General features: G+C 44.5%; 23 protein-coding genes. 10 read left to right on the plus strand and 13 right to left on the minus strand.

Annotated elements, in window-relative coordinates; all coding sequences use genetic code 11:
* Nucleotides 1–42: 42 nt before the first annotated feature.
* The 4 genes from ACAM39_RS03875 to cydD form a co-directional block, all read right to left on the minus strand.
* Nucleotides 43–711, minus strand: a complete 669-nt coding sequence (locus ACAM39_RS03875; RefSeq protein ID WP_369628275.1) for a response regulator — start codon at nucleotides 709–711, stop codon at nucleotides 43–45.
* A gap of 111 nt (nucleotides 712–822) precedes the next feature.
* A complete protein-coding gene (locus tag ACAM39_RS03880; protein WP_369628276.1) occupies nucleotides 823–1,689 on the minus strand; it encodes a PepSY domain-containing protein in 867 nt (288 codons plus the stop codon).
* Between the two features lie 219 nt (nucleotides 1,690–1,908).
* Entirely contained in the window at nucleotides 1,909–3,696 is a 1,788-nt protein-coding gene (locus tag ACAM39_RS03885) for an amino acid ABC transporter ATP-binding/permease protein (protein WP_369628277.1), read from the minus strand.
* Nucleotides 3,697–3,700: 4 nt separating this feature from the next.
* Nucleotides 3,701–5,398 carry a thiol reductant ABC exporter subunit CydD gene (gene cydD / locus ACAM39_RS03890; protein WP_369628278.1) on the minus strand — a complete coding sequence of 566 codons (1,698 nt, stop codon included), beginning with the start codon at nucleotides 5,396–5,398 and terminating at the stop codon, nucleotides 3,701–3,703.
* A 469-nt stretch (nucleotides 5,399–5,867) separates the two neighbouring features.
* Between cydD and ACAM39_RS03895 the strand changes: the two genes are divergently transcribed.
* The 5 genes from ACAM39_RS03895 to ACAM39_RS03915 all read left to right on the plus strand — a co-directional run bounded on the left by ACAM39_RS03895 (nucleotide 5,868) and on the right by ACAM39_RS03915 (nucleotide 11,298).
* Nucleotides 5,868–7,496, plus strand: a complete 1,629-nt coding sequence (locus tag ACAM39_RS03895; protein ID WP_309595369.1) for a cytochrome ubiquinol oxidase subunit I — start codon at nucleotides 5,868–5,870, stop codon at nucleotides 7,494–7,496.
* Nucleotides 7,489–8,625, plus strand: coding sequence for a cytochrome d ubiquinol oxidase subunit II (gene cydB / locus ACAM39_RS03900; RefSeq protein WP_369628569.1), 1,137 nt, complete (start codon nucleotides 7,489–7,491; stop codon nucleotides 8,623–8,625). Before ACAM39_RS03895 ends, cydB begins: the two co-directional genes overlap by 8 nt.
* Nucleotides 8,626–8,657: 32 nt before the next feature.
* Nucleotides 8,658–8,870, plus strand: a complete 213-nt coding sequence (gene cydX / locus ACAM39_RS12435) for a cytochrome bd-I oxidase subunit CydX (protein WP_201664450.1) — start codon at nucleotides 8,658–8,660, stop codon at nucleotides 8,868–8,870.
* Between the two features lie 270 nt (nucleotides 8,871–9,140).
* Nucleotides 9,141–10,427 carry an ammonium transporter gene (locus ACAM39_RS03910; RefSeq protein WP_472828270.1) on the plus strand — a complete coding sequence of 429 codons (1,287 nt, stop codon included), beginning with the start codon at nucleotides 9,141–9,143 and terminating at the stop codon, nucleotides 10,425–10,427.
* Between the two features lie 106 nt (nucleotides 10,428–10,533).
* Nucleotides 10,534–11,298 carry a hypothetical protein gene (locus ACAM39_RS03915; protein ID WP_369628280.1) on the plus strand — a complete coding sequence of 255 codons (765 nt, stop codon included), beginning with the start codon at nucleotides 10,534–10,536 and terminating at the stop codon, nucleotides 11,296–11,298.
* 703 nt (nucleotides 11,299–12,001) lie between these two features.
* Here ACAM39_RS03915 and ACAM39_RS03920 read toward each other — a convergent pair.
* A complete protein-coding gene (locus ACAM39_RS03920; RefSeq protein ID WP_369628281.1) occupies nucleotides 12,002–12,433 on the minus strand; it encodes a hypothetical protein in 432 nt (143 codons plus the stop codon).
* 10 nt (nucleotides 12,434–12,443) lie between these two features.
* Between ACAM39_RS03920 and ACAM39_RS03925 the strand changes: the two genes are divergently transcribed.
* Complete coding sequence (locus tag ACAM39_RS03925) at nucleotides 12,444–12,824, plus strand: helix-turn-helix domain-containing protein (RefSeq protein WP_101965293.1); 381 nt, start codon at nucleotides 12,444–12,446, stop codon at nucleotides 12,822–12,824.
* A 32-nt stretch (nucleotides 12,825–12,856) separates the two neighbouring features.
* A complete protein-coding gene (locus ACAM39_RS03930) occupies nucleotides 12,857–13,357 on the plus strand; it encodes an IS630 family transposase (RefSeq protein WP_159374020.1) in 501 nt (166 codons plus the stop codon).
* A 1-nt stretch (nucleotide 13,358) separates the two neighbouring features.
* Here ACAM39_RS03930 and ACAM39_RS03935 read toward each other — a convergent pair whose 3' ends face one another.
* The gene (locus ACAM39_RS03935) at nucleotides 13,359–13,559 is read right to left on the minus strand and encodes a BLUF domain-containing protein (protein ID WP_369628282.1); all 201 of its coding nucleotides are present in this window, start codon (nucleotides 13,557–13,559) and stop codon (nucleotides 13,359–13,361) included.
* A gap of 163 nt (nucleotides 13,560–13,722) precedes the next feature.
* Complete coding sequence (locus ACAM39_RS03940) at nucleotides 13,723–14,154, minus strand: BLUF domain-containing protein (protein WP_369628283.1); 432 nt, start codon at nucleotides 14,152–14,154, stop codon at nucleotides 13,723–13,725.
* A 204-nt stretch (nucleotides 14,155–14,358) separates the two neighbouring features.
* Between ACAM39_RS03940 and ACAM39_RS03945 the strand changes: the two genes are divergently transcribed.
* Complete coding sequence (locus tag ACAM39_RS03945) at nucleotides 14,359–15,303, plus strand: alpha/beta hydrolase (RefSeq protein WP_369628284.1); 945 nt, start codon at nucleotides 14,359–14,361, stop codon at nucleotides 15,301–15,303.
* A gap of 315 nt (nucleotides 15,304–15,618) precedes the next feature.
* Nucleotides 15,619–17,073, plus strand: a complete 1,455-nt coding sequence (locus tag ACAM39_RS03950) for an NAD-dependent succinate-semialdehyde dehydrogenase (RefSeq protein WP_369628285.1) — start codon at nucleotides 15,619–15,621, stop codon at nucleotides 17,071–17,073.
* Between the two features lie 103 nt (nucleotides 17,074–17,176).
* Here ACAM39_RS03950 and pncB read toward each other — a convergent pair whose 3' ends face one another.
* From pncB to ACAM39_RS03970, 4 genes are all read right to left on the minus strand, one after another.
* The gene (pncB, locus tag ACAM39_RS03955; protein WP_472828234.1) at nucleotides 17,177–18,373 is read right to left on the minus strand and encodes a nicotinate phosphoribosyltransferase; all 1,197 of its coding nucleotides are present in this window, start codon (nucleotides 18,371–18,373) and stop codon (nucleotides 17,177–17,179) included.
* A 98-nt stretch (nucleotides 18,374–18,471) separates the two neighbouring features.
* Nucleotides 18,472–18,978: a flavin reductase gene (locus tag ACAM39_RS03960; protein WP_369628287.1), complete on the minus strand. Its 507-nt coding sequence runs from the start codon at nucleotides 18,976–18,978 to the stop codon at nucleotides 18,472–18,474.
* Between the two features lie 20 nt (nucleotides 18,979–18,998).
* Nucleotides 18,999–20,054: a methionine synthase gene (locus ACAM39_RS03965; protein ID WP_369628288.1), complete on the minus strand. Its 1,056-nt coding sequence runs from the start codon at nucleotides 20,052–20,054 to the stop codon at nucleotides 18,999–19,001.
* A gap of 92 nt (nucleotides 20,055–20,146) precedes the next feature.
* A complete protein-coding gene (locus ACAM39_RS03970; protein WP_369628289.1) occupies nucleotides 20,147–21,124 on the minus strand; it encodes a DUF1852 domain-containing protein in 978 nt (325 codons plus the stop codon).
* 596 nt (nucleotides 21,125–21,720) lie between these two features.
* On the opposite strand from ACAM39_RS03970, the gene ACAM39_RS03975 reads away from it, so the two are divergent.
* The gene (locus ACAM39_RS03975) at nucleotides 21,721–22,959 is read left to right on the plus strand and encodes an energy transducer TonB (protein WP_369628290.1); all 1,239 of its coding nucleotides are present in this window, start codon (nucleotides 21,721–21,723) and stop codon (nucleotides 22,957–22,959) included.
* A 135-nt stretch (nucleotides 22,960–23,094) separates the two neighbouring features.
* Here ACAM39_RS03975 and ACAM39_RS03980 read toward each other — a convergent pair whose 3' ends face one another.
* On the minus strand, nucleotides 23,095–24,609 hold the full coding sequence (locus ACAM39_RS03980; protein WP_369628291.1) for an outer membrane protein transport protein: 1,515 nt from the start codon (nucleotides 24,607–24,609) through the stop codon (nucleotides 23,095–23,097).
* A 245-nt stretch (nucleotides 24,610–24,854) separates the two neighbouring features.
* A complete protein-coding gene (infA, locus tag ACAM39_RS03985; RefSeq protein ID WP_007116282.1) occupies nucleotides 24,855–25,076 on the minus strand; it encodes a translation initiation factor IF-1 in 222 nt (73 codons plus the stop codon).
* Nucleotides 25,077–25,200 lie beyond the last annotated feature (124 nt).

Below are 25,200 nucleotides of genomic sequence, written 5' to 3' on the forward strand. Positions count from 1 at the left end.
CATTGTCTGGATGTTTTTTGAGGCCTTTTTCTATCGCGTTTGTTAGTCTTGGGCTTCGGCACTGATATACCAGCCTAAACCACGGATGTTTTTAATGCGTTTTTGACCAATTTTTTTGCGCAGTCCATAGATTAAAAATTCAATAGCATTGCTCTCTATCCCCGCCTCCCAATTGTAGATAGAATTTTCTAATTCACTTTTTGAAAACACTTTATCGGGCGCGGTCATAAAAGTGGTGAGTAGCATGTATTCTTTGGCGGTAATATCGATTTCTATGCCGTCACGTTTGAGGCGTTTGGCATTGATATCAAGGATTAAGTCACCGACCTGTAGGGTGTTTTGGCTATTGCCCTGCGAGCGGCGCACCAACACGCGCATACGAGCGAGTAATTCACTCATCGCAAACGGCTTAGTCATATAGTCATCTGCCCCGGCATCCAGCCCTTTCACGCGGTCTTTGATTTGGTCTCGGGCGGTCAGCACCAGTACAGGCGTATCGATTTTGGCACTGCGAAGCGTCTCTAACACGCTCATGCCGTCAATTTCTGGCAAGCCCAAATCCAGCAAAATCACGTCATACGCTTCGACTTTGAGGGTCAAAATCGCTTCTCGCCCATCTTTTGCCCAGTCTACCGCATACGCTTCTTCTTCTAGACTATCAATCAGACTGTCGGCAATGAATACGTCATCTTCGACGAGTAATACTCTCATTGGGTTACCTTTATACACGAATACTGTTCAATAAATAGACTATAACACAAAAAACCGCCATTCTAAGAATGACGGTGTTGCTTATAGGCAAGGTTGCCATTTGGCACTCAATTATGGCTGAGTAGGCGCACGACGTTTGAAGTCGTTAAATGATTTGACATCGCTCACAGCACCTGTTTGGGCATCGACTTTGACATGGTAAACTTCTTGACCTTTTACCACCTTAATCTGATAGCTTGGGGTTCTAGGTGGTTGATTTTGGGCAGGGTTTGGTGCAGGCGGCATACCTGTATTGCCCATTTGTGGGTCTCTGTTAGGGCGGCGGTGACCGTCACGAGAACCATGACCCATTTTGCCCCCTTTACCCCCCAAATGGGCACCAATAGCTTTACCACCGACTTGGCTTGCTGCCAATTGCATAGCGCGCTCTAGGCTGATATTGATGGCAGGCGGCGCAGGCGGTTGATTATTGTTGAGGTTATTAGGCGTATTAGGTTGTGGCGGACGCGCTGGGCGTGATGGCCGTGATGGCATAGTTGCTTGGCTCACTTGACCATTAGACGCATTGACGATATACAGTTGTGGTTGACCATTCGCATTAAGGGTCATGACCCGGTAGCCGACAATGTTGTCATTGGCGTTGTTGCCGCTCCGGGCAGGGTTTGGGTTGGGTCGGTTGCTACTGTCATGATAGTGTACGCCAACAATGCGAGTGTTCGCGGTTTGTTTTTGTACCAAGGCGACCGCTTGAGAGGCACTGATGCTGGCATTGGCGGCTGCTTGGGCGTTGGCCTGCATGGCTTGTAAGCGTTGCTCAAAGTGCTTGGCATTGGCTGGATGGCGCTTTTGCATGTTTTGCGCTTGGGGTGCCGCTGAGGTGCTCGCACAGGCAGTGACTGTCGCACCTGTAACGACACTAAGCAGGGCTACACTAAGCCCAGCGGCTAAAAATGAGGGGTTAAATTTTGCTAAGTTCATAGGTTTTCCTGCGTTGTTAATATAGTTGTTGATAACCATTGATTGGATAATACTATCATACAAAAATTAAGACAGCAGAAACTTAGCGATAACGCAGAATCAGGCTAGGTAGGTTATAGCAATCGGATAAAAAATTTGCTTTGCATAAACGCCCGCAACAATGTTCAAAAATGTTTTTATCAATTTTTTGCCTGTCAAATCAAACCTTCCTCTGACAGGTTAAATGAAAACATCAGGCTCAGGTAATTGCACGATATTAATTGGACACTTGGTTTGCCAAAGATGGTGGGTGACAATGATTAAAATGCCTTGCTGCTGATGCTGTACCAGCATTTGCCACAGTGCTTCACGGCTTTTTTTATCAAGTCCTGCAAACGGTTCATCAAGCAGCAAGATTTTTTTTGGGCTAAGTAATAGCCGTGCCAAGGCAATGCGTCTGGCTTGCCCACCCGAAATGGCTTGTCCGTATTCCCCTAGCGGGGTCTGTAATTGTAGCGGCTGATTGCGCGCCCAGTCTTTGAGTCCAACCTTACTCAGCACTTGCCAAAGCTGTTCATCACTGGCATCGGCGTTGCCTAGTCTTAAATTGGTCGCCAAGGTCTGGTCAAAAATATCAATCTGTTGCCCCAAATAACCTGTGAGCGCTGGCGTATTGGGTAAGGCTAGCCAATCCATCCCACTTAGCTCGATGCTGCCTTGTTGCGGTGCTAGTTCATGGGCTAGCACTTGTAACAGTGTTGATTTGCCTGCGCCTGAGCGCCCAGTAATCAATACCGGGATGCCTTGGGTGGCAGTCAAGCTGATAGCTTTGAAACCGACAATCGCCTGTGGCATTTTGCCAGCTAGCTGATTGATGGTGAGTGTGAGTGGTGCATTTAGGCGCGCAACATCAATGGGTAAAGGGGCTAAATCATGGTTTAAATGATGGCTAGGTTGTAGCGAAGGATTGAGTAATTCATTGAGTTGATGTTTTGCTGCCAAACTATTGCCAAGGGCTAGCGAATGGGTGACTAACGGCGCTAGCAAGTCAGTCATGCCCATGATACCGAGAAATAGCGCAAGCAACATCGGCACACTGATGACAAGGGGAGTGTGATAAAAACCCACTAACAAGCCGACCAAAACCGCTGCAATCAGCCACTGCATGATCAGCATGATCAATGACTGGGCGCGCTGGATGCGCTTTTGCTGATGCGTATGTTGAGTGTCGACGCTGTTAAAAGCAGTCAATTCGGATTGCCAGCGCTGCCAAATCAATAAATGGGTAAGCGCCGATAGCGGATTGAGCAAACTAACGTGCCTAGACTCTGCCAATGCCTGATGAGCGCGGGCGTGCTTGATACTGATCCATGTCAGCATGGCAGGCAGCATCAAACCCGCGATTAAAAATATGGCAATCAGGGTGGGGTTAACCTCATACTGATAAAGTAAGGTGGCTACTAGCAAGCTAGCAGTTGTCGCGACTAGCCAAGGCGATACCACGCGCAGTGGCAACTCATTGAGTACCTCAATATCATGGGTTAAACGGTGCATGGCATGGGTAGATTGTAAGGTACTTGATAAATTCGCCAGTGGTAGGCGTGCAAACTGGTTAAAAAACCGCACTCGCAGCCGCTGCAACAAACCAAACACCGCATGGTGGGATACCATCATTTCACCATAGCGTCCTGCGGTACGTACCATCGCCATCACACGGATAATCGCTGCCGGTACCAGATAATTAAAACTGTGTGAGCCCAGCGCCACCATCCCCGCCATTGCTGCCGCAGAAATAAACCACCCTGACGTCATCAATAGCCCAATCACCGATAACGCAGTCATTATGCCTAAAAAGGCAGCAATGAGCCATTTATCTAGCTGCGTGCTAAACAGTTGGGTTAAACGAAAGGTTTGATGACTGTTTGCTTTTTTTTGCCGGTGAGTTTTGACAAAGCTATTTTGACTAATAAGCCTATTTTCACTAGCAAGTTTATTCTCGCTATTTTTTTCACTATTAGGGGCTGTCATACCGTTACGCCTTCGCCAAAGTAGATGCAATATCAAGGCTTATTTGCCGATCCAGCCAAGGCAGTTTTGTGGCATCGTGCGTGACCCATAGCACGGTTTTACCCCTCGTTACTTGTTGTAATAACCCATTAATCTCGGCTGCCGTCTCACTATCTAAATGCTCAGTGGGTTCATCGAGTAGCCAAAGCTGTGCGTCTTGCAACAGTAACTGGGCTATTGCCAGTCGCCGCTGTTGTCCACCCGACAACCCGCTACCACGCTCGCCCAACTGAGTATCTAGCTGATTTGGCAGTGCTTTTATCAAAGGTTTTAACCCCACTTGCGCAAGAATTTGCCATAGTTTGTCATCACTGGCGGTTGGGTTTGGCAGGCGCAAATTATCGGCGATACTCATCGGCAGTAGCATGGTTTGCTGCGACAAATAGGCGATTTGGTGGCGAAATTGTGTGGAATCGATGGTGTTAAAATTTTGGTTATCAATAAAGATATCGCCTTGATAGGCACAAAAACCCAAAAAAATTTGCAATAGGGTGGATTTGCCGCTGCCACTTTGACCGACAATCGCTAACCGTTCCCCTGCGGCAATAGCGAAACTTAACGGCGCGAGCCGTGTGCGCTGCTGATGATTGACCCAAATATTATCCGCGTCAATGGCAGGGGGTGCAGTTAATATAAAGGGGTTAGCTTTTGTTTTTTCCGCTGACGCAGACGCTAACAACGGTGATAATTCAGCAATCGCACCCTCCGCTTGCGCTTTGACATGATAATCCGCGCCCAACTGACGTAGCGGGGCATAAAATTCAGGTGCCAACAGCAGTAAAAATAGCGCCGACTGGTAAGGCACAGGCACCGTGTTTTTTTGCCAAGGTAAAATACCGATTAAACCAAAACCCAAATACACGGCAAGTAGCGCAATCGACAGCGCGGCTAACAGTTCTAGCGCGGCGGTGTTTAAAAACGCAATTTTGAGTACCGACATGGTGCGCATACGGTAGGCTTCGGCTGAGGCGTCGATGTCTTGACTCGCGTGCCCGACAGCATCCAGCCGTTGCAGTGTCGCTGTGCCACGCAACCAATCCAAAAATCGCCCGCTCAGCTGTGCCATTGCAGCAAATTGTTGGCGACTTTTACGGGCGGTGGCATGACCAATTAATACCATAAATACAGGAACTAGGGGTGCGGTCAGCAGTAAAATCAGCGTGGCTATCCAGCTTTGGGTCGCAGCGGTGACTAATAGCATGATAGGCGTGGTCACCACAATCAGTCGCTGCAGATAAAAACGGCTGACATAGCCCGTTAAGGCGTCACATTGCTCAATCACCATACTGGCAAGCCCGCCATCACTGCCATATTGGTCGCGCGCTGCACCTACTTGTGCCAGTTTTTCAACTAGCGTTTTTCGTAGGATACTGGCTACTTGTAGCCCCGCGTCTAACGCTAGTCGGTCTTTGCAAAAATGCAGTAAAGGACGTAGCAACAGACACCCTATGAGCCACGGCAGATAATCAAAAAATACGTCAGTGGCAGGGCGGTGATGGGCGATTTGCGTTAACCAATCTGCAAAGATGACCGCAATCAGCCAAGACTGCACGATCAATAGCAGCGTGGACACAACTGACAGCCCCCATGCCATATAAATCGGTCGCTTTGCCATAGCGGCATAGTGACGAAGGGTTTGGTTGACAGCAGAAGTTTCAGACATGGTTGGTTAACAGTAACGATAAAATCAATGGACATATCATAGCGTATCAAGCGGTTGTTAGATATGGCGTAATGCTCATCAAGGCAATGAGACAAAAAAGTGTAAACACCCTGCCCACCAATGAGGGTTGATAAAACCTTGATAAAGGCATATAACAAGCCATATAAAAGGCAATTAAATAAGTAAAGCGATGAACGAGCTCACTTTAAACGACTACCTTCAAAAGACCCATAAACTATTACGCAGTCAACTATCACTCATTCAACGATTACCATCTTTGACAGGGTATGAGAAGATGGTAGCAGCAACGCAATACTCATCATAGTATTTTGTAGTCAGGTGCGACATTATGCCACATGACAAATAATTTATAGATTTATATAATGTTTGTAAATAAAAACATTACCCTTTTTTAACCACGCATGAGGGTAATTGACATCTCAATTGGTTGTCAAACCAAGGAGTCAACATGATAACAGAACACCTCGTCGATATATCCCGTCTGCAATTTGCAGTCACGGCGTTATATCATTTTTTATTTGTACCACTCACACTGGGCATGGTGTGGCTGCTGGTCATCATGGAATCAATGTACGTGATGACAGGCAAAGAAGTGTGGAAAGACATGACACGTTTTTGGGGCAAACTGTTTGGCATCAACTTTGCCTTGGGTGTCACCACTGGCATCACCATGGAATTCCAGTTTGGTACCAACTGGGCGTACTACTCACAATATGTCGGCGATGTTTTTGGTGCGCCGCTTGCCATTGAAGGCTTGATGGCGTTTTTTTTAGAATCGACCATGGTCGGACTGTTTTTCTTTGGTTGGGATAGACTGTCGCGCGGACAGCATTTACTGGTGACTATATTGATGGCACTGGGTACCAATCTATCCGCGTTGTGGATTTTGATTGCCAATGGGTGGATGCAAAATCCGGTTGGCGCGGAGTTTAATTACCAAACCATGCGCATGGAAATGACCGATTTTGCGGCAGTATTGTTTAACCCTGATGCGCAAAACAAATTTGTGCATACCGTCTCTGCCGGCTATACGGTGGGCGCGACCTTTGTGCTTGCCATCTCAGCGTGGTATCTGCTCAAAAAACGCGATGTCGAATTTGCCAAACGCAGCTTTCAAGTCGCGGCGGCATTTGGTTTTGCGTCGATTTGTAGCACCATCGTGCTGGGTGATGAGTCGGGTTATTCTATTGGCTTGGCACAGCAAACCAAAATGGCAGCGATAGAGGCGATGTGGGAAACCGAGCCTGCGCCTGCCAGTTTTAATTTGATTGCAGATATCAACCAAGCCGAGCAAAAAAACAACTGGGCAGTACAAATCCCGTATGTGATGGGCTTGATTGGGACGCGCTCGCTGGATACCCCGATTTTGGGCATCCATGACATCAAAATCATCAATGAAAAACGCATCATCAATGGTCAAAAAGCGGTGGTGCTACTGGATCAATTACGCAGTGCACCCCCAGGTTCAACCCCAAATCCTGTGACAGTGGCTGAATTTGAAAAGGTAAAAAAAGACTTGGGCTTTGGGTTATTGCTCAAACGCTATTCGCCTGATGTCAGCAAAGCCACGCCTGCCATGATTAAACAGGCCACTGATGCCACCATTCCACCTATTGTCCCGATGTTTTGGTCATTTCGTGCCATGGTGGGCTTGGGCTTTTTATTGTTGGCATTGTTTACGATTAGTCTTTGGTCAACTGTCAAAGGCAACTTTATCCAAAAACCTTGGCTGTTACGTTGGGCATTATTGATGCTGCCTGCGCCTTGGCTTGCTGCTGAATTTGGTTGGTTTGTTGCTGAGTATGGGCGTCAACCTTGGACGATTTATGGCATGTTGCCGACCTATTTTTCAGTCTCCAACATTAGCGTGGCGAATGTGTATGCCTCGCTGGCGGGATTTGTTGGTTTTTATACGGTGCTGCTGATGATTGAAATGTACTTGATGGTGAAATATGCCCGTAAAGGACCCGCAAGTCTAGGTACAGGCAAATACTACGGCGAAGACACTCACAAGGTTCATGTGAATCCTTCATTAAATTTGAGCCCTAAGACAGCCGAGGTGAATCATGTTGTTTGATTATGAAACACTCAAAATTATTTGGTGGTTATTGGTCGGTGCGCTGCTGATTGGGTTTGCTATCATGGATGGGCATGATATGGGCGTGTGTTCGTTACTGCCTTTTGTCGGCAAAGATGATGAAGAGCGCCGGGTGATTATCAATACCATAGGTCCGCACTGGGAAGGTAACCAAGTGTGGTTTATCACGGCAGGTGGCGCGATTTTTGCGGCATGGCCGATGGTGTACGCCACTGCCTTTAGCGGTTTTTATTGGGCTTTGATGGCAGTGTTGTGGGCGTTGTTTTTCCGCCCGGTGGGGTTTAAATATCGCAGTATGATACACAATCCAACCTGGCGAAAAGCGTGGGACTGGGGGTTGTTTGTCGGTTCATTTATTCCGGCTATGGTGTTTGGCGTGGCATTTGGTAATTTGTTTTTAGGCGTGCCATTTAGTTTTAATGACCATTTGGTATCGACTTACACAGGCTCTTTTTGGGCATTGCTTAATCCATTTGCCCTACTGTGTGGCTTAATCAGTGCGTCTATGTTGATTATGCAAGGGGGAGCGTATTTGGCGCATCGCACCCTTGATGAGGTACAAAATCGTACCATTAACTACGCTGCTATCAGTAGTCTGGTGATGGCGGTGCTGTTTGTGATAGCAGGGGTATGGATACAATCGATTGACGGCTATCATATCACCAGCCACATTGACCCCCAAGCCTTGCCAAATGTGCTCAATAAAGAGGTGACGCGTCAAGCGGGCGCATGGATGGCAAATTATCATCAGTATCCGCTGGCATGGGCATTCCCTGTACTTGGTGTCATCATGCCGCTTGTCACGGCGATATTGCTAAAAGCGCGTAAAACCTTGAGCGCATTTATCGCCTCCAGTATTGCTGTGCTTAGTGTGATTATGACCGCAGGGGTGGCGTTATTTCCGTTTATCATGCCATCCTCTAGCGACCCACGTTCAAGCTTGACGGTTTGGGACAGTGTATCGAGTCATCTCACCTTGATGATTATGTTGGTTGTCGTGGTGGTGTTATTACCGATGATTGTAGGCTACACCAGCTGGGCATATAACGTGATGCGCGGTAAAGTGACCAAGGCTTATGTTCGAGAGCAAGAGCATTCACTTTACTGACCCAAATCAAGGCAACTTAATAGGAGAACACAATGTGGTATTTTGCGTGGATATTAGGATTGGGGTTTGCGGTATTATTGGCGATTTTAAACGCGCTGTGGCTTGAAAATGCCGATGCGCGTGATAAAGCCTTTAATCCAAAAGCGCAGGATGATAATCCCACCAATGATGGTACGGTGACAGAAGGCAATCCCACTGAAGATATCCATAAAACAGGTAACACTTCAGATAACGAGTCCTTATAGCCATCAACCTCAACCATTAGCGCTTTAAGTCACCACGGCTTAAAGCGCTTTTTTATGCGCTTTCAAAACCCGCTATTTTTCAATTATTTTCTTATTTGGTACACAATTTGCATTCCCTGTCTTGGCAAAACTGATTAATACTTGAGCAATAATTTTTTATCGAGGGCATAAGGGCAAAAGGGCAAAAGTTTCATGAGAAAGTTAAACAATACGGTTCAACGGCATACGGGTAAACGGCTTAATAAAGCCTATAAATGGCTATTATCCGTGATGGTTTTTTATCAACATTCCTCGGTGTACGCTGCGACGCCCACCAATGAGCAGCTATATGACTACCAAAATGTGATGTGGGTAGTTATTGGCGGTTTGCTAGTGTTCTTTATGCAGGCGGGCTTTGCGCTCATTGAATCCGGCTCAGTGCGCAGTAAAAATACCGTGAATGTGTTGATGAAAAACTACACCGATATGGCGATTGGCGGGTTAATTTTTTATATTTTGGGCTATGGTTTGATGGCAGGCAACAACCCGACAGGTTACGTGGGCCAAAGCGAGTTTTTACCAGAACAGCTTAGCAATATGCAATGGGCACATTTGTTTTTCCAGATGATGTTTGCTTCCACCGCCGCCACCATTGCTAGTGGTGCGATGGCGGAGCGCATTAAATTTTCAGGGTATCTGATTGGTACGTTGATGACTTGCGGACTGATTTATCCAGTCGTAGCAAGTTGGGCATGGGGTGGTTATTATGGCGGTCAAGGCTGGCTTGCCCAGCTTGGATTTATTGATTTTGCCGGCTCTTCAGTGGTGCACTCTGTCGGTGGGTGGCTAGCGCTAGCGGGTATTATCGTCCTTGGACCGCGTATTGGTCGCTTTGCCCCTGATGGCACGCCGCGTTTGATTGCCGGTCATAATCTCACGCTTGTCACCTTAGGCGGCTTTATTCTATGGTTAGCGTGGTTTGGATTTAACGCAGGTTCTACACTGACCAGCTCAGGCAATTTGGGCAAAATCATGCTAAATACCCACCTAGCAGGGGTGAGTGCGGTGACGGCTTATATGTTGATTTCAGGGGTGATGCGTAAAGCAATTTTATTAAGTGATACGGTCAATATCAGCCTTGCAGGGTTGGTCGCCATTACCGCAGGCTGTGCGACCATGTCACCTGTGTATGCGATTGTTACCGGTGTGGGTGCATGTGTCTCGTATTTGGCAGTGAAGCAGTTGTTGGACAATGTTCAAATGGATGATGCGGTGTATGCCGTTGCTGTGCATGTGGGCGGCGGTGTGTGGGGTACGCTGGCAGCAGGGCTGTTTTATGAAGGTGATTTATTCAGCACCCAGCGTATCATCGTACAGCTGATGGGCATCGGGGCAATGTTTGTCTGGTCATTTGGACTGGGTATGGTGGTATATTTTGTGATTGAAAAAACCATCGGTCTTCGGGTACTTGCACAGCATGAGCAACGCGGGCTTGACTTTACCGAACATGCCGAAGGGGCTTACCCTGAATTCCAAGATAGCTTATTTAGTCAGCAAACGCTAACTGAGCGGCATTAGTTTTAAATTTTGAGGTGCCTGTATGCTCTGTCGTCACAGGTACCCGACCCAATACAGTCATTTGCGTCAATTGTAATTTTATTAACTTTAAATATTTGGCACCGTCATGAACAAAGAATCTACTATCAAATCTGCGTTAACACCGTTTTTAAAAGATGCTGATATACGTAAAGCTATGGACATCTTTCATAAAGATTATGCCGATATTACGCCTTACCAAATCCAGCGTTTTGTCCATGAAATTACGCAAGACAACGCAACCAAAGAATATCGCTCAAATATCCGTCGAAGTTTGATGAAAGCGCTGAGTGATTATCAAATGGGTGCAGTCAACCCCCAACCAATGACCCATGATATTCGTGATTTAGGGCAAAATAGCCCAGTAACTCACCCATTATCTAGTCAATTAGCTATCTCTAACCAAAGACCCGACCCACTATCTAGCCCAATATCTAAACCAACATCTACCCAAATAGCCGCCTTTGAGTTACTGATTGATAGTTTTATGGCGCAATTTTCACCATTATTGGGCAGCCAAATTTTAGACAGTGTCAAGCAGACGATTCATCAGCATCATAATTCATCAAAATCCCGTGGTTTTGGGCTATTAGCTCGCAAGGCAGAAACCAATCAGGCTTTAACCTTAACCATGATTCACTTTTTTGATCAGTTTTTTGATGGCGATAAACAAAGTGCGTTGACAATGTCGTTGACTGATGCGGATACAGCAGGATTTAGAACTATCTTATCGTTATTTTATCAGCAAGCGTGTCAATGGGCAGGCCCTACTGATGCAGATATTGCTTTGGCGCAGGCAAACAAGATTACCAAAGCCAAGTTTGACGTATCTTTGGTTGAAAAATTTATGTAAAAATGCCATTTATATAAACTACTGCGGATTGACAGTATCGTAGTACATTTTTATGCAGACCCAAAAATGCTAAATGGCAAGTTCCCAGTCCATTTTATTTTCAGGTCCATTTTAGAGAGTTTGGCGCTGTGCTTGATGCTGTATTTTAGCTTAATTTTATGAGACCAATTCTAGGTTTTATAAGATTAAGCTTTTTTTAACCGATAAAAATTTATTACAACTGGCCTCTCTCACAAGTTTTCGGAAAATATCATGAATCATCAAATTCAGTATTATGTGTACGCCAGTAAAATAAATTTGACCCAAATTTTTGACCAAAATCTATTCACTGACATGCGCGAGCAAGCCCAGTCCCTCACGTACATGAAGTGATGTCACTAATGGCAAAAAACCATTTGATTGACATGACTCCCCAAACAGGGAGTTTTTTCTCGGTGGTTTATCGGCATTTTATGGGGCAGAATAAAAAATATTTAATCATTCAACTGCTGATACTAGGTATGTTTTTCGTCAGTTTATTGTTCCTAAAAAGCAACTATTAATATCAAACATTGATTAACGCGATAGGGTATGAGCCGACAGTGACGACTACCAGATACCCAATAAAGACGTCGAAACAATTGAGTTTAAAAACTGCGTCGCTATCTTGCGCTTGCGTAAGCGTTTGATGGTTAGCCTTTTTTACTATCAGAGTGGCAAAAATTTACAGCTCAATTAACAACATAAATATCACCAACCATGGCACCGTGATGACGGTGAGTATGAAAAAAAGGTGTTTTTTGACATGGTGTTTGATGATGGCGCCGATATAGCTTCCCGCTTTGACCTGGTAGGGGGCAATATCAGCATCATCGCGCTCATAAAACGCGACCATATCATTGAGTAATTGCTCGACCTGTTCGGTCTGCCATTGGTAGGTTTCAAACTTTGCTAACAGCTCGCTAATCACTGGGGTTGTATGGGATATGCCGGGTGTCACGCATAGCATATCGCATTGCTTAAAGCGTTTAGCATGGGTGGCACCTTGATGGATAAGATGAATTTTATGGTGGCGTTTATCATGGGTGATAGCGAGGTACAAATTCGCTATATATAGTAAATCCTGTATTATAATGAACACAACTTGAACTTTCATAGATAGCACTATGCCAAACCTATACGACCAAGACTTACGCAAACGCACCATAGCCTACTGGCAAGAAACAAATAACAAAAGCAAAACAGCGAGAATATTCGGCATCTGTCGCAACACGCTTAACAGTTGGATAGCCTTGTACCACGACCAAGGCAATACCGAACCTAAGAAAGCACAACCAACGGGTGTAAAACACATCATAACCGACCTTGATAGCTTTGAACGATATGTCAAAGCTAAACAATTTGATACCGCTAAACAGCTACGGGAACAATATTTAAAAGACCATCCTGATGTCAGTATATCCTACAATGCGTTTGTCGATACCTTACATCGTATCAACTGGACATTTAAAAAAAGACCTTCACCTACAAAGAATCAGACCCCGTAAAACAGCAAGGTTTCAGCGTATGTTTAGCTATCATGGCTTTTTGGTTTGGTCTAACCAACATCCTATTTATGGATGAAACAGGCTTTTACCAAAGACAAAGCTATCATCGTAGCTGGTCACCGGTTGGCACACCTTGCTATGCTAAAATGGATGCCAATAAAGGCAAACGCTTAAATCTTATCGGTGCAATGAGTATGGCTGAATTTAAACTGATTGCGCCTGTGACCTTTGAAGGTGGGTGTAAGCGTGATACGGTAGAAAATTGGCTTCACACGCTTGGTCAATCTTTGCCTAAAGATGAACTCGACAGCTACCCACAGCGTTTTTTAATCATGGATAACGCGCGTTTTCATCGGGGTGGTGATTTAAAACAGATTGCCGAAAAATACAACTTAACGTTACTGTACTTACCACCTTATTCTCCTGAGTTAAATCCTGTGGAGCATAAGTGGGCAGTGGTTAAGCAAAAGGTAAAACTCTCGATTAATGACTTCGATTCGCTTCATGATTGTGTTAAATACTGTTCAGTTTAATTTAGCGTTTACTATACATTTCACTACCTTCCATAAAATGCAGAAAGCGACCATCTTTGAATAGGATAAAACCCATTATGCCGGTTTTTTGATTATTATCTCTGGCACTTTGATAAATCTGGGTAAATGTGCTGGGCTTTAAAGCGGCTGACCAAGTAAGCGAACTGGTATAAGTGAGGTAGTAAGTAGGGGGAGACATCATCGTAGAACTCCTCAGCCATACTCTTTATATGTTACTTTGAGTGTAGCATAATAATTTTTTAATGTTATTATTAATTTAGCATTATCTGTTTAAACTAAAGTATAACCCTTAATTCATACAAAAATAAATTAAAGTTTATAAATTTTTTTTTAGGGTAATAAATTTAATTATTTTTATGATGCTGTGTTTGCATATCTGTGATTAGCTCGTTTACTTCCGATGACTGCCAATAGGTTGGGGTAAACGCTTGAAATAGTCGGCTAATGGATAAATTATTCACATCCTTATCAATGTCAATACAGTACATATCCCATTTTTTGAACCGCGGCTGCTCCCAATGACCCTCGGTAATTATTTTTAAATTTTTATGGCGATAATCTTTCAGTAAATCTTGGTACAGGTGAGTGACCAATGCCTTATCCCCTTCCAAATATTGAAAAAAATGCCCATTTTTGAATAGCAAAAATCCTGTGATGTGTTGGGTATAATTGTTTTGCCTAGAAATCTGCTCGATAGTTTTGAAAGTAAACGGATTAATCGCGCCTAGTAAGGTGATTTTACTGGTATAGGTTAAATAATAAATAGCATTACACATAACGATATCCAACATAAGGTTACCGCTGTTACCAATTCACTACAGCGGGCATTTGATTAACGCTTATAAGCGATTATACTTAACAAAAAGCCATTTTCTTACATAAATATTTAATCATTTCAGATTTAACGTTCTGACTTAAAAACGTCCTGAATTGAAAACGTAATTGCTTAACAAAGATAAACCCTTAACAAAGAGAAACCTATGTCAAATTCATCGACCCACGCTACAAAACACCCGTCATCCGCCACCCTCCGCTTGAATAAATACAAACTTGGAACTGCTGCGGTTATAGCCCTTGTGGGGTTAAGTTTAACAGGCTGTCAGGCCATGGCGACAAAAAACGCACCCATCGCAGCAAAAGCTGATAGCAATAGCACTGTGTCAAATGGTATTAAAACCATCAAAAATATTGCCTATGGCACAGATACCCGCCAACAACTCGATATTTATACCCCTGCAGATGGTCAGCGTCACCCTGTGTTGATATTTGTATATGGGGGCAGCTGGCAACATGGCAAACGCCAAACCTATGGCTTTGTCGGTAAGCAGTTTGCCAAGTCGGGCTACACCACAGTGGTGGTGGATTATCGCTTAGCCCCTGCAAACGTATTCCCAGATTATGTGCTTGATACAGCCAGCGCCATGGGTTGGGTGTATCGCAATATCGCTCAATATGGCGGCAATCCTAATCAGCTGTTTGTCATGGGGCATTCTGCAGGGGCGTTTAATGTGGTATCTGCGGTGGATGATAGCCGTTTTTGGAAAACCTCCGGCATTCCCAACAAGGCAATATTAGGCGTGATTGGACTAGCAGGGCCGTATGATTACGATTTTCGTACAGGTACTACCAAAGTTGCTTTTCCAGCTAATAGCACCCGCCAGCAAGTGATGCCTGTGTATCATATCCGCCAAGATGTACCCCCGCATTTGTTGGTGACAGGTAGTAAAGACAGGCTTGTCTACCCACAAAATGCTGATAGCTTACAAAAAGCGCTGACCCAAGCAGGCGGCAACGTAGAACGGGTGCAAGTCCCTGCCACTCATGTAGGCGTCGTCATTGGTCTGGCAGCACCGTTACAGTCTTTTTATCCTACCTTTAATAAGGTCAATGATTTTATGCAGCGACATTTGCCAACAGCGCGCTGAGAAAAATTTCCAAGAAAAACTTTTAAGCAGCGGCAATTTTCACAGACGCATGCAGTCAAAGGCATACCACTGCTGAGCCAGTAGCCTCAAATGCGATAAGAGAGTCACAACCGAGTTGAGTTAACCGACTCGGTTTGTATTTTTATCCGATTATTTATGCCATTTGCTATCTAATCTTTACTGCATAGACAGCTGCTGCAACATAATGACGCTATTGCAGGTAGCTGCTATCAGCTTATAATAAATGGCATTGACTCGCTTATCATAAAAAAGTTCTCAATATCCTCATAACAACATAACGAACAGGACTTCCTGATGCTACCAATCAAAGACCCAACCTTACTCAAAACCCAATCCCTCATTGACAACCAATGGGTAGATGCAACGGATCGTACTACCATTGATGTCACCAATCCATTTGACAACCAAGTGATTGCCACCATACCCAGCCTAGAAAAATCCCAAGTCATCGACGCCGTCGCCATCGCACATAAAGCGCAAATAGACTGGGCACAAAAAACCGCCAACGAGCGCGCAGCTATTTTAAACAACTGGGCAGATTTAATCGACCAAAATAAAGAAGACTTAGCAACCATCATGACCGCTGAGCAAGGCAAGCCAATCACCGAATCGCGCGGTGAAATCGGCTATGCCAATAGCTTTATCCGCTGGTTTGCCGAAGAAGGCAAACGCATCTATGGCGACATCATCCCCACCACCAACAAAGACCTACGCTACGTGGTGTTAAAACAACCGATTGGCGTATGCGCAGCGATTACCCCTTGGAATTTTCCCGCCGCCATGATTACCCGTAAAGTTGCCCCTGCCTTAGCTGCTGGCTGTAGCATAATTGTCAAACCTGCCACCGAAACCCCATTGACCGCATTAGCACTGGGCGAACTTGCCATACGTGCAGGCTTACCTGCAGGCTTGCTACAAATCGTCACCGGTAAATCCTCAGTGATTGGTGAAGTGCTCACCCAAGATGAACGTATCCATAAACTATCCTTTACCGGCTCCACCGAAGTCGGTCGCGTGCTGATGTCACAATGCGCGTCCACCGTCAAAAAACTCTCAATGGAGCTTGGTGGCAATGCCCCATTTATCGTATTTGATGATGCCGACTTAGAAAAAGCAGCAAGTGGGCTTATCGCTTCCAAATACCGTAATGCCGGACAAACCTGTGTCTGTGCAAACCGCGTCTATGTGCAAGCAAGTATCAAGGATAAATTTTTAGCCATCTTCAAACAAAAAGTCGAAGCACTAAAAGTCGGTAACGGTATGACAGAGGGCGTAAATATCGGTCCGCTCATCAACCAAGGTGCATTAGACAAAGTCGAGCAGTTACTTGAAGATGCGGTGAACAAAGGCGCGACAATTGTAACTGGGGGTAAAAAACATGCAGCATCGGCGTTAAGTTTTGAGCCAACTGTTATCACGGGTATCACCGATGACATGGACATCGCCAGCCAAGAGATTTTCGGTCCGATTGCGCCCGTGTTCATTTTTGATACCGATGATGAAGTGATTGCCCATGCCAACAACACGATTTATGGACTAGCGGCGTATTTTTACACCCAAAGCGTTGCGCGTTCGTGGAAAGTGTGTGAAGGACTTGAATATGGTATGGTCGCCCAAAACACCGGGCTGTTATCAACCGAAGTTGCACCATTTGGGGGTGTCAAACAATCAGGCTTTGGGCGTGAAGGCTCAAAGTATGGGATTGAAGATTATGTGACTACCAAGTATTGGTGTATTGATGTGCAATAATAGTTAAATCGTCCAAGTTCATGGTATACATTGCCGTGACTGGGCGTGAAATTGAACGCGCTGATTTAGCTTATTGGTTTTTGCAATTAGTGCTTTAGTACTGTTACTCAGCGATATCAAATACTTGGCGCAGATATGCCAAAAAGGTATCGTTGTCGGTCATGGTTTTGCCTGGGCTGTCGGATATTTTGGCGACCGATTGCCCGTTACATTCAACCAGTTTAAGGACAATGTTAAGCGGTGTTTGCCCCATATCATTGGTCAGGTGAGTACCGATACCAAACCCAAGTTGAAAACGGTCGTTAAAATGCAAGTACAGCGCCCACGCCTTCTGCAAAGTCAACCCATCGCTAAAATTTAACATTTTGGTTTTTGGGTTGATTTTGAGTTGTTGGTAATGCGCGTAAGCTTTTTCGCCCCATTCATATGGGTCGCCACTGTCGTGACGCAGCCCATCAAATAGCTTGGCAAAATACAAGTCAAAATCTCGTAAAAAAGCGTCCATCCCGACTACGTCTGTCAACGCAATACCTAAGTCACCTCGATATTCTTGAACCCAAGCTTCGAGTGCCGCTTTTTGGAAATTACGCAAGCGCACATCGAGTGCCTGAAAGGCTTGCAGAAATTCATGTGCCATTGTGCCAATTGGGGTGATACCGAACTGTTTGGCAAAATACACATTGCTCGTACCGCGAAATATTTCCGGCACTGTCATCAACCGCTCAATCACTTGCTCTTGCCAAGCAACACTATAACGTCGACGCGTACCAAAATCTGATAGCAAAAAAGGAACGTCATAAGCCGCCATTTGGTGACGATAGTCTTGTAGCAGTAGCAGTTTATCGTTTAGCCGTTGTTCACCGACTTGCCAAGCCGATTGCTGGTCAAGGCGACTAAAGTACAGTTCATTGACAATCGCCAACACAAAGATTTCAAACATCATTGCCTGTATCATCGGGCCCTCAATACGAATGTCTAACCGACCTTCGGCATCAATGGTCGCTTTGATAAAACGCCGTTTGAGTTGAAATAATTCAAGATAATCAACAAAATCACTTTTGATAAAGCGCAGACCACGAAGGTATTGCAGCTCATCGGCTGTAAAACGTAGTTCACAAAGCGCATCGAGCTCGGCATTGACTCCATCGAGTAGCGTTGATAGGGGATAGGCAGTATCCTCAAGGTTGCGACAGCGAAACGCATAGACGCTATGCGTCTGTGGAAACTTGTGTAGTACCACTTGTAGCATGGTAAATTTGTATAAATCCGTGTCCAACAAAGATTTAATAATCGCCATCACCCATCCTAAATTATGTAACTATCGATATGAGTGACTACTTTAGCATTAAATTGCTTGGATTGTAGAAAATCTGACTCGGTGCTTGGCATTGCTTGGCATTATGGTTGGCTGGGCGTATCGACTTTAATTGTATTGACGGCATGGTATTCACGGTTAAAATACACCAAGCCTGTCTGGTCTTTGCCTTGTTGTATGGCTTCGATACGACAAATAAAAATCCCGTGTGTGCCGACTTCTTGGATTTGCTCGATTTGGCAATCAAAGCTCACCAAGGCATTGTCCAAAATCGGTGATTGGGTCATCAAGGTATGCCATGTGCCATGCTCAAAGCGCGCTTGCGCTTCGAGTTTTGATGCAAAAACCTCGGATAATTCTGCATGATGGTCAGCCAGCACATTCACCGCCAATACCTTGTTTTGCACAAAATTTTCATACGAGCGTGAGGCGGTATTCATACATACCAGCAAGGTCGGTGGGGTATCGGTTACACTGCACACCGCCGATGCAGTAAAGCCATGACGACCCGCAGGGCCATCGGTAGTGACCACATTGACCGCAGCCGATAACATCGACATGGCATTTTTAAAATCAGTAACGTCAACCATTGTTTTTTCCAAAGTACTTTTTAAATTATTAGGTCGTCCAATTGATGCGTGGCTAAATAGTCATTTCGGACGAGCTTGGCGCCTTGTGCTAAGGCAGACAGCTTGCCTTGTGCCACATGACGGGGGAGCGGCGCCATTCCGCAATTGGTACAAGGGTACAAATTTTTAGCATCCACAAATTGCAAGGCTTTATGCAGCGTCTCTGCCACTTGTTCAGGCGTTTCTATCTGATGCGTCGCCACATCAATCGCGCCCACCATCACTTTTTTGCCACGAATCAATTCGATAAGTTCCATCGGTACGCGCGAATTTTGACATTCTAGCGACACCATATCAATCGCCGATTGTTGCAGTTTGGGGAAAATGGCTTCATATTGTCGCCATTCACTGCCCAAGGTTTGTTTCCAATCGGTATTGGCTTTGATACCATAACCATAACAGATATGGACGGCAGTGTCACATTTCAACCCTTCGATAGCACGTTCGAGTGCCGCAATACCCCAATCATTAACTTCATCAAAAAATACATTAAAGGCAGGCTCATCAAATTGAATAATATCGACCCCTGCCGCCTCCAGTTCTTTGGCTTCTTGGTTGAGTATTTTGGCAAATTCCCAAGCCAGTTTTTCGCGGCTGCCGTAGTATTGGTCACTTAACGTATCAATCATGGTCATGGGGCCAGGCAATGCCCATTTGATAGGTTTGTCTGTGTGCTGACGCAAAAACTTGGCGTCCTTCGCAAATACCGATTGCGGGCGCGACACCGCACCCACCACAGTCGGCACACTGGCTTCATAGCGATTGCGAATTTTTACCGTAGCGCGATTGGCAAAATCAACCCCATCTAGATGCTCAATAAAGGTGGTGACAAAATGTTGGCGGGTTTGCTCGCCATCACTCACAATATCAATGCCCGCTGCTAATTGCTGCTGCAATGATACCAATAACGCATCTTGTTTGCCTTGGACAAGGGCGCTGTCTGTCAGCTTCCAAGGTGACCAAAGTTGTTCAGGTTCAGCAAGCCAGCTGGGTTTAGGCAGGCTACCTGCCGTTGATGTTGGAAAAAGTGTCGTCATTGTTTTCTCTTTGATTGTTTGGTGTCAGCAAAAACTGCTTAAGCGACTTATTAAGCTACTTGGGTTAAGCTACTTGGGTTAAGCTACTTGGGTTAAGCTACTTGGGAATTTAACCAGTTTTGTAATAAGGTTTGATAGGGTTTGATAAAGTGGGTTTCTGTGTATTGACCTTGTTGAATCGCCAGCTGGCTGCGCTCTTCACGGTCATACTCGATTTTGGTCAGTGAATAATCCTCATGATTTAAACTGGGCTGATAACTTTGACCTGCCACGCTATTGGCGTTATAAATCTCAGGACGATAGATTTTTTGGAACGTTTCCATCGTGCTAATCGCGCTGATAAGCTCAAGGTTGGTGTAGTCGTTGAGCAAATCACCTTTAAAATAAAATGCAAAAGGTGCCACTGATTTTGGCGGCATAAAATAACGCACCGATAACCCCATTTTGCTAAAGTACTCATCCGTCAGCGAATACGCGTCTTGTACATATTCAATGCCCAAAATTGGATGACAATTGGCAGTTCGGGTATAAGTCTTGGTGGTCGATACACTCAGACAAATCACCGGGGGTTTGTTAAATTGCTCACGATAGGCAGGCGAGTTCAACACATAATCAAACAACTTACCATGCAAATCCCCAAAGCGCTCGGGCACGCTAAACGATGGCTGGTTTTTGTTATGCGCCAACAGCCATACACTAAAGTCATAATCGCGCACATAGGAAGAAAAACTGTTACCCACGATGCCATCGATTCGCTGCTGGGTATGGGTGTCAAAGATAACGGTTTTTAAAATCTCAATAGCCGGAAAGCTATCTTTGGTACCCGCTATCTCAAGATGGGCAGATACAATTTCAAGCTCGACCTGATAGCGGTCGCCCGTCACATTGTCCCAATGTGCCAAGTCATTAAATCGATGGTTAATCATTTGCAGGGTATTGCGTAAGTTTTGCTTGCGGTGTTCACCCCGTGCCAGATTGGCAAAGTTGGTAGTCAGCCTAGTATCTTTGGCAGGTTGGTAGTTTTCATCAAATGCAGTGGTTTTGATATGACAATCAATCGGTAAAGTCATGTCTATAGTCTCCGTAACAGTCGCGCAAAAAATTTTCTTTTAGCACCCTACGATTACTAAAAATCGTCACAGCTAAAAGTACAAAGACAGTTATACGCTAAAATGAAGATGAATAAAAACGAATTAAAATTTAAAAATAATGAATTTTATTCATTTTAGGTTTTTTCTTGCATAAAGATTGGATTGCCACCCATGCAAAAAATGCCTGCCTTGCCAAGCCCGCTGAATCAATTGATAAGCAAAAAAGCGTCATTATCTGACCTTGCCGTAAACCTGCGACTTCAGGTGGTGGATATAAGGCAATTGCTTAACTCTATAAGATTTGCTATACTCATATCACTATATTTAATGTCTTGCACTCAACAGTTAAGTTAAGACTAAATTGCGAGTACGCAGTAACTTAACTGGTAAGGCACTCCAAACACACACTTAAGCTAATCCGTGTCTATTGACAATCCTAATGGTAGGATTAGTTTAAAATAAGAACCTTAAATGTACGGTGTGTCGTACGGGCGGTTGCCACTATTTAAGGTTTGCGGTGGGGCTTCACCGTCTTGCAGAAGGAATCCCCTCGCTTTAGGGAGGGGAGGAAGTCAATGGACAAGCGACTTTATGGCACAATTATATTACCATGGCAATATCATCTGTCATCATTCAAGCGTGCATCAAGCGATTTTCCTGTTATGCTATCTACCCCATCATCTGATAACAAATCGTCAAAACTATATATTAGGGTAGCGGTAGTTGGCATTGTTACTGCGTTGCATGGGCTGCTGCTATATCTATTTTTTCAGTACCAAACGCCATTAAAAATCAAACCGCAAACCACACAGCCGCTCGAAATTAGCTTTATCCAGCTGAAGCCTTACCCCTCACAAACCTACCATTCACAACCGCAGACTGTGGTTATCCATCATGCAGACCCTGCCAAACAACCTTATTTTAGCGATAACACACAAGCGGCTGATATTAAGGAAAAACCGTTCCCAACACCAAACCCTACACCCGCTAAACTGGTGAATCACCCAGCAAAAGATAATAACCACAAGCCAATCGAACTCAGACCAACGATAGATAATTCGACTAACCAAAAAAAAGCCAGTCAACTTAAAACTTCGTTATCTACAGCAAGTCAAAGTCAAAGTCGAAGTCGAAGTCGAAGCCAAACTCAACCCCAAAAAAAATCACAAGATATTCCTAGCGAGCCATTACTGAACGTGCGTGAAAATAACGCCAACTATGAACAACAGCAAGCGGCGCAAATAGAACGCAACATAAGTTCAAACACTAGCCAATCTCTTGCTCAACCCAAATCAGCTACTATCACCAACTCAGCTACTACTGACCAAAGCCATACCAATGCTGAGTATGCTTTAAAACCTATAACTCACGATGAGCGTGCTAAATCATCTGCTAAATCATCTAAAGACTCGATGCGCCCTCAAATAAAAAAAACGCCAAATCAGCCCGTTAGCCCAGTTATTTCAGCTATCTCCGCTGTCCCAGCTATTAATTCGTCACCAAAGCCAGCAACACCCATCACCTTTGGCAATGCGGATGCAAGTTGGCAGAAAAGACCTAACACGCAGTTACCACCCAATTTATCCCGTATTGTGACACTAAAACAGCTATCCAGCCTACAAGTAAAACTCAATGTCAATGCCCAAGGTGGCGTGGAAAAATGCAGGATTACGCAAACATCGGGTGATCAAGCGGTGGATAAATTTATTTGCCAACAAGTGCAAAAAGCCAAACTTTACCCAAGAAAAGCCAATGGCATCACGGTACCAAGCATTGGTAATCTCACAATAGCCCTAACCAATTTTGCAAATTAAACCCTACAATATGTCGTTGAAGCAGCATCTGTTTGATAATCATGAAGCGCTTACTGTATCAACAATTGATTAACTAGACACATAAAAAAAGCCAACCTGATGAACAGATTGGCTTTCATGTTATTGAAAGTTATCTTATTTCTTTTGGTAAGATAAACGTAAGCCGTATACCCAACCATCATTGTCTTGGAAATCGCCAACAATGCTACCATCAGGTAGTTTCGCTTTGGCATCACCAAACATTAAGTATTTAACGCCGCCTGAGATAGCCCATTCAGGTGTCAAATTGTATTTTGCTCCCAAACCCACATTCCAGTTACCCTCCACAGGTCCTAGAGAAGTGATGGGATTGCCTGCACCTGAGTCATAACCAACAGCGCCCGAAATAGCTAATTGTGGCGATAGTTTCTTACCTAGACCGACTTCAGCAGTCCAAGCGTCATCGTCATAAGAAACTAAATTTAAACCACTTGCGCTACCATAGATTTTTGGTTTAATCGCAAAATCGCTCCAAGGTACCCAACGTGCTTTTGCAGTTAAAAGGGTTGTTGGATTGAGACCTGTTTGGAAATCTAAGTTAACAGATTTTGGCGTGGTGATAGTAATTTCATTGGAGCCGACACCCGCTGCACCAAGTGCAGGAAGATTTTCCGTCATATTGACGTCGTGGTCGATTTCAGAGCGATAAGTTAACGCGGCTTTGAGGGCAATTTCAGGTTTTAAATAAGCAATCCCAGCCATCCAGCCATAAGCCGTATCACGCGTAATATTTGCATCATAGCCAGAGGCGGTTTTATAAGCGTTACCACGTAAGTGGACATCACCTTCTAAACGCTGAATCGTAGGACCGCCATAGATTTGAATATTTTTCTTTTCACCCAGTTTTACCCCCAACAGTCCTGTGAAATTTTGGCTGCTGAAAGAAACGTTGGTTGCACCTGTGACTTTAGATAAATTTTGTGAAGCCGCTTGTGCGGTAGATAAAGTCTTAACTGCTTGGTTACCAGCCGCAACTTGGGTAGTACCTGCAGCAATCCCTTGTTGAAGTGCAGTAATTTGTGGCGTTAAAACAGGCGCTAATGCAGGGTTAGCAGCCAAAGCAGCTTGGGCTCTCGCTAATTGAGTATTTGCTGCATCTAATCGCGCTTGCCCTGCAGTAACTTGATTTTGGATGGTTGAGATAGCGGTTTGCAGTTCTGTAGCATTGGTAACAGGCAGTGCAATACCTGCATTTTGCAATCCCGCTGCTGCCTGAGCATAGATACCATTCACTATAGAAGTTGGTGCACCAACAAAGTTGTTATCGCCAGAAAACTCAACATCGGCACCCCAAGGTTGATCAAAAAATGCCCCTACGCTGATGGTATCATTAACATCGGCTTTTGCGCCAAAGTTTAAAAACTGGTAATCATCCGCCATATCAGGGACATTGCGACCAGCGGTAAAGTTTGCGTCAGTTGTCGCAACTTTTGCGTTATCTTTACCTTCGATTGTTGGATCGATGGTAATGTGCTCAACATAGGCAAAAGTACCTTGCTCGGTAAAAGCCCAGCTTGGTTGGGTAGAACGGTCTAGACCGGCGGCGTTTGCGATAGAAACAGTAGAAAGCGTAGCAATGGCTAGCGCAAGAGAAGAAATTTTAAATGACATGTGAAGCTCCCTGTTTGATTTTAATCATCACGTCTAACAGCTAATTTAACAAAAACTTATTAGTAAATTAAAGTTGACGTAATACCTTCCTTTGGTTAGGTAAAGAATAATCAAAATTTTAACAATTGACAACCATAGAATCACATTTTTGTAAGAATTTATTGACCTGAACAGTCACAAAAAAAAGAGGGTGTTAACCCAATGAGTTAACACCCTCTTTTTACTGACTATATCTAGCTAAACAACTATCGACCGCGGTAAGTGATACGTCCTTTCGATAAGTCGTAAGGTGTCATTTCAACTTTAACTTTATCGCCTGTTAAGATACGAATATAGTTTTTACGCATTTTTCCAGAAATGTGCGCAATAATTTCATGCCCATTTTCTAAACGCACTTTAAATAATGTGTTAGGTAAAGTATCGACCACTTCGCCTTCAAATTCAATTACATCGTCTTTTTTTGCCATAATACCTATATCTATGAGTCAAATGTATAAATGCAGATTATACGCTGATGCGTGTGTTATCGCAACTTTTAACCCCCAAATCAATCAATTGAAAAAAACAGCTAAAAGATTTGCGCTCATCGTG

Source organism: Moraxella sp. K02, from assembly GCF_041154755.1.
In the GTDB taxonomy this organism is placed as follows: domain Bacteria; phylum Pseudomonadota; class Gammaproteobacteria; order Pseudomonadales; family Moraxellaceae; genus Faucicola.

Excerpts from the sequence above, each read along its gene's own strand:
- ACAM39_RS03875 (WP_369628275.1), bottom strand. The coding sequence starts at position 711 with ATGAGAGTATTACTCGTCGAAGATGACGTATTCATTGCCGACAGTCTG.
- ACAM39_RS03880 (WP_369628276.1), bottom strand. The coding sequence starts at position 1,689 with ATGAACTTAGCAAAATTTAACCCCTCATTTTTAGCCGCTGGGCTTAGT.
- ACAM39_RS03885 (WP_369628277.1), bottom strand. The coding sequence starts at position 3,696 with ATGACAGCCCCTAATAGTGAAAAAAATAGCGAGAATAAACTTGCTAGT.
- cydD (WP_369628278.1), bottom strand. The coding sequence starts at position 5,398 with ATGTCTGAAACTTCTGCTGTCAACCAAACCCTTCGTCACTATGCCGCT.
- ACAM39_RS03895 (WP_309595369.1), top strand. The coding sequence starts at position 5,868 with ATGATAACAGAACACCTCGTCGATATATCCCGTCTGCAATTTGCAGTC.
- cydX (WP_201664450.1), top strand. The coding sequence starts at position 8,658 with ATGTGGTATTTTGCGTGGATATTAGGATTGGGGTTTGCGGTATTATTG.
- ACAM39_RS03910 (WP_472828270.1), top strand. The coding sequence starts at position 9,141 with ATGGTTTTTTATCAACATTCCTCGGTGTACGCTGCGACGCCCACCAAT.
- ACAM39_RS03915 (WP_369628280.1), top strand. The coding sequence starts at position 10,534 with ATGAACAAAGAATCTACTATCAAATCTGCGTTAACACCGTTTTTAAAA.
- ACAM39_RS03920 (WP_369628281.1), bottom strand. The coding sequence starts at position 12,433 with ATGAAAGTTCAAGTTGTGTTCATTATAATACAGGATTTACTATATATA.
- ACAM39_RS03925 (WP_101965293.1), top strand. The coding sequence starts at position 12,444 with ATGCCAAACCTATACGACCAAGACTTACGCAAACGCACCATAGCCTAC.
- ACAM39_RS03930 (WP_159374020.1), top strand. The coding sequence starts at position 12,857 with ATGGCTTTTTGGTTTGGTCTAACCAACATCCTATTTATGGATGAAACA.
- ACAM39_RS03935 (WP_369628282.1), bottom strand. The coding sequence starts at position 13,559 with ATGATGTCTCCCCCTACTTACTACCTCACTTATACCAGTTCGCTTACT.
- ACAM39_RS03940 (WP_369628283.1), bottom strand. The coding sequence starts at position 14,154 with ATGTGTAATGCTATTTATTATTTAACCTATACCAGTAAAATCACCTTA.
- ACAM39_RS03945 (WP_369628284.1), top strand. The coding sequence starts at position 14,359 with ATGTCAAATTCATCGACCCACGCTACAAAACACCCGTCATCCGCCACC.
- ACAM39_RS03950 (WP_369628285.1), top strand. The coding sequence starts at position 15,619 with ATGCTACCAATCAAAGACCCAACCTTACTCAAAACCCAATCCCTCATT.
- ACAM39_RS03960 (WP_369628287.1), bottom strand. The coding sequence starts at position 18,978 with ATGGTTGACGTTACTGATTTTAAAAATGCCATGTCGATGTTATCGGCT.
- ACAM39_RS03965 (WP_369628288.1), bottom strand. The coding sequence starts at position 20,054 with ATGACGACACTTTTTCCAACATCAACGGCAGGTAGCCTGCCTAAACCC.
- ACAM39_RS03970 (WP_369628289.1), bottom strand. The coding sequence starts at position 21,124 with ATGACTTTACCGATTGATTGTCATATCAAAACCACTGCATTTGATGAA.
- ACAM39_RS03975 (WP_369628290.1), top strand. The coding sequence starts at position 21,721 with ATGGACAAGCGACTTTATGGCACAATTATATTACCATGGCAATATCAT.
- ACAM39_RS03980 (WP_369628291.1), bottom strand. The coding sequence starts at position 24,609 with ATGTCATTTAAAATTTCTTCTCTTGCGCTAGCCATTGCTACGCTTTCT.
- infA (WP_007116282.1), bottom strand. The coding sequence starts at position 25,076 with ATGGCAAAAAAAGACGATGTAATTGAATTTGAAGGCGAAGTGGTCGAT.